Origin of the sequence: Pseudomonas sp. HMWF006 (assembly GCF_003061205.1) — a bacterium.
Classification (GTDB): Bacteria; Pseudomonadota; Gammaproteobacteria; order Pseudomonadales; family Pseudomonadaceae; genus Aquipseudomonas; species Aquipseudomonas monsensis.
On the sequence record NZ_QAIU01000352.1, the window covers coordinates 1 to 3,628 of the forward strand.

Genomic DNA, 3,628 nt, shown 5'->3' on the forward strand with positions numbered 1-3,628 from the left:
CCCTCACCCCAACCCTCTCCCCCAAGGGGACGTGGGGGAAAGGGAGCCGATCGCCGGGCGTTTCAAGACCGGAGTTCGGCTCAGTATTGCAGGTCGGCGTAGCTCGAACACGGCCCTCTCCCTTTGGGAGAGGGCCAGGGGCTTTTACTTGGCAGTGAACTTGGTGTAGCTGTTGATCAGGTTGCGGTAGTTCGGCAGGCGTTCCGACAGCAGATGCGCCAGGCCTTCCATGTCGTTGCGCCAGTCGCCCTGCAGCTCGCACGCCACCGAGAACCAGTTCAGCAGGTGGGCACCGGCGGCCGACATCCGCGCCCAGGCCGCTTGTTGTACGGTGGTGTTGAAGGTGCCGGACGAGTCGGTGACCACGAACACTTCATAACCTTCAGCGATGGCCGACAGGGTCGGGAACGCTACGCAGACGTCAGTCACTACACCGGCGATGATCAGTTGCTTGCGGCCGGTGGCCTTGATCGCCTTGACGAAATCTTCGTTGTCCCAGGCATTGATCTGGCCTGGACGCTGAATGAACGGCGCGTCCGGGAACTGCTCGCGCAATTCCGGTACGAGCGGGCCGTTCGGACCGGCATCGAAACTGGTGGTGAGGATGGTCGGCAGCTTGAAGAACTTGGCGATATCGCCCAGCGCCAAGACGTTGTTCTTGAATTCGTTCGGCGAGAAATCCTGCACCAGCGAGATCAGACCGGTCTGGTGATCGACCAACAGCACAACCGCATCATCTTTGTTCAGACGTGTGTAAGGAACGCTCATGGGGAAAACTCCTGGGTGGGGTGGATATTGCGTAAAGCGCCGTACCGCGTGGCCGGCGCTTTTGTTGTCGGGATCAGAAGGCGAAACAGGAACAGCCGAAGGCGCCCCAGAAACCGGCAAAGTCGCTGACCGGCGCGTTCGACAGCCGCGCCTTTTCATGGCTGTGCGAGTGCACCGCACAGGCGCCAACGCACTGATGCACTTGCGCCTGCAGCGGCGAATTCGGCCGCCAGTGGCCCGGGACTTTCACCACTGGCGACCAGTCCGGCAGAACCGGAATCGAGCGTGGGCCGAGGTCTTCGAAGTCACCGGCGGCATAGACGATCTTGCCGCCGACCACGGTCAGTACCGACTCGATCCACTTGATCGCCTCTTCTTCGACGTGGAAGAAATCCGCGCTCAGTGCTGCGAGATCCGCCAGTTGCCCGACCTTGATCTGGCCCTTCTTGCCTTGCTCGGACGAGAACCAGGCGCTGCCGTGGGTGAACAGTTCCAGCGCGGTGGTGCGTGGCAAACCTTCTTCGTACAGCGCCAGACCACCGACGGTACGACCGCTGACCATCCAGTACAGCGAGGTCCACGGGTTGTAGCTCGACACCCGCGTGGCGTCGGTGCCAGCGCCCACCGGCACGCCTTCGGCGAGCATGCGCTTGATCGGCGGCGTGGCCTCGGCTGCCTGTTTACCGTAACGATCGACGAAGTATTCGCCCTGGAACGCCATGCGATCCTGAATCGCAATGCCGCCGCCCAGCGCCCTCACCCGCTCGATGTTTTGCGGGGTGATGGTTTCGGCGTGGTCGAAGAACCACGGCAGACCGTTGAACGGAATGTCGCGATTGACCTTCTCGAACACGTCGAGCATGCGGCTGATCGATTCGTTGTAAGTGGCGTGCAGACGGAACGGCCAGCGCTGTTCGACCAGGTGGCGCACCACCGGCTCCAGTTCCTGTTCCATGGTCTGCGGCAAATCCGGGCGCGGTTCGAGGAAGTCCTCGAAGTCCGCCGCCGAGAACACCAGCATTTCACCGGCACCGTTGTGACGCAGGTAATCGTCGCCCTGATGCAGGGTGACGCTGCCGGTCCAGTTCTGGAAATCGCTCAGTTCTTCTTTGGGTTTCTGGGTAAACAGGTTGTAGGCGATGCGTACGGTCAACTGGTCCTCCTTGGCCAGTTGCTCGATCACCTGATAGTCGTCCGGATAGTTCTGGAAACCACCGCCGGCATCAATCGCGCTGGTCAGACCAAGGCGATTGAGTTCGCGCATGAACTGACGGGTCGAGTTGACCTGATACTCCAGCGGCAGCTTCGGCCCCTTGGCCAGCGTCGAGTACAGGATCATCGCGTTCGGCCGTGCGACCAGCATGCCGGTCGGGTTGCCGTTGGCATCCCGGACGATCTCGCCACCCGGCGGGTTCGGCGTGTCACGGGTGTAACCGGCCACCCGCAGTGCGGCACGGTTAAGCAGCGCGCGGTCGTACAGGTGCAGCACGAACACCGGGGTGTCCGGCGCCGCCTGATTGAGTTCTTCGAGGGTCGGCATGCGTTTTTCGGCGAACTGGAATTCGTTCCAGCCACCGACCACACGCACCCATTGCGGGGTCGGCGTGCGGTCGGCCTGTTCCTTGAGCATGCGCAGTGCATCGGCCAGCGACGGCACGCCTTCCCAGCGCAGTTCGAGGTTGTAGTTCAGACCGCCACGGATCAGGTGCAGGTGCGAGTCATTGAGGCCGGGAATGACGCAGCGGCCGTGCATGTCGATCACTTGCGTGGCCGAACCGCGCAGGGCCATGGCCTGGGCGTCGTTGCCGACGACAACAAAACGGCCGTCCTTGATCGCCACGGCGCTGGCCAGTGGTTTGGTACGGTCTACGGTATGAAATTGGCCATTGAACAGAATCAGATCGGCGTTCATCGCAGTTCCTCAGACAAAGTGAAAGGGAGCGAAACCTCGGCGTTTCAGCGCGCCTGAGGTTTTTGAGAATCAAGGTGCTCATGGGCCTGGCTCGCTTCGAGCCAAGGCGCAAACAATCGCGTGACGCGAGGCATGAATACGTACACCACCGACAGCACGATGGTCAGGGTGATCAGGAACGTGGCGACCACGTAGTTGGAAAGAATGGGATGCAGCGCCAGCAACGGTCCCCAGATCAGCGGCACCAGCAAGGTGTGCGGCAGAATCACCAGCAGCGTGATCACTGCCTGCTTCCAGCGCGGCGGTGGCGAGGCGGCGTCGGCCAGTGGCGCGAACCAGAATTCGTTGATCGGCGCGACTTCGGTCTGGTCGCCATCGGCGAGCATCGGCGCGGCTTCGGCGACCAGTGCCTGACGCTGCGGCGACTCCAGCCACCCTTGCATCGCTTCGGTGGATCTGAAACGCAGCACGCAGGTGTAGAAGTCGAGACGGCCGCGCTTGCCACGCACCACGTCCACGCCCAGATGGCCTTCACGCTGCCCCGCCACGCGCACGATATTGCGCAGCCAGGCTTCATAGGCCGACTCGAAACCGGCCTTGACCTGATGCTTGATGATCAAGGTGACCGTTTCGTCTGCCCCCGGTGCTTTTTGACTAAGGACTTCAGGCATAACGCAGTACTCCGGGCAAGCGAACATTGAGCGCCAGCCGTCCCGGCCCGGCGATAAACACAGTGGCAAACAGGATCAACAGCAACCAGCCGAACTGCCCCTCGGCCACACTCCATTGCGGGTGCACGAGCAACAGCGCCACCAGTAGCACAAACAGAATAGGCAAGCAGGCCAAACGCGCCAGCACCCCGGCGACGATCAGTAACGGACAGAGCACTTCGGCGAAGATCGCCAGCATCAGGGTGAGGCGGGCGCCGAGGTGGAACGGGTCTTCGAT

Annotated in this window: 4 protein-coding genes; all 4 read right to left on the reverse strand. The window is 61.9% G+C overall.

Annotation, left to right across the window (positions count from 1 at the left end; genetic code table 11):
• Nucleotides 1–144 precede the first annotated feature (144 nt).
• Entirely contained in the window at nucleotides 145–768 is a 624-nt protein-coding gene (gene ycaC, locus DBR24_RS14375; RefSeq protein WP_123463276.1) for an isochorismate family cysteine hydrolase YcaC, read from the reverse strand.
• 73 nt (nucleotides 769–841) lie between these two features.
• Nucleotides 842–2,680 (reverse strand): amidohydrolase, encoded by a 1,839-nt coding sequence (locus tag DBR24_RS14380; protein WP_123463278.1) that lies wholly within the window; start codon nucleotides 2,678–2,680, stop codon nucleotides 842–844.
• Between the two features lie 44 nt (nucleotides 2,681–2,724).
• Nucleotides 2,725–3,351 (reverse strand): antibiotic biosynthesis monooxygenase, encoded by a 627-nt coding sequence (locus DBR24_RS14385; RefSeq protein ID WP_123463280.1) that lies wholly within the window; start codon nucleotides 3,349–3,351, stop codon nucleotides 2,725–2,727.
• The coding region (locus tag DBR24_RS14390; RefSeq protein WP_128615098.1) for a DoxX family protein at nucleotides 3,344–3,628 on the reverse strand (285 nt) is incomplete at its 5' end. The genes DBR24_RS14385 and DBR24_RS14390, both read right to left, overlap by 8 nt.

What these genes read in the sequence shown, in the direction of transcription:
- ycaC (WP_123463276.1), bottom strand. Translation starts at nt 768, where the DNA reads ATGAGCGTTCCTTACACACGTCTGAACAAAGATGATGCGGTTGTGCTG.
- DBR24_RS14380 (WP_123463278.1), bottom strand. Translation starts at nt 2,680, where the DNA reads ATGAACGCCGATCTGATTCTGTTCAATGGCCAATTTCATACCGTAGAC.
- DBR24_RS14385 (WP_123463280.1), bottom strand. Translation starts at nt 3,351, where the DNA reads ATGCCTGAAGTCCTTAGTCAAAAAGCACCGGGGGCAGACGAAACGGTC.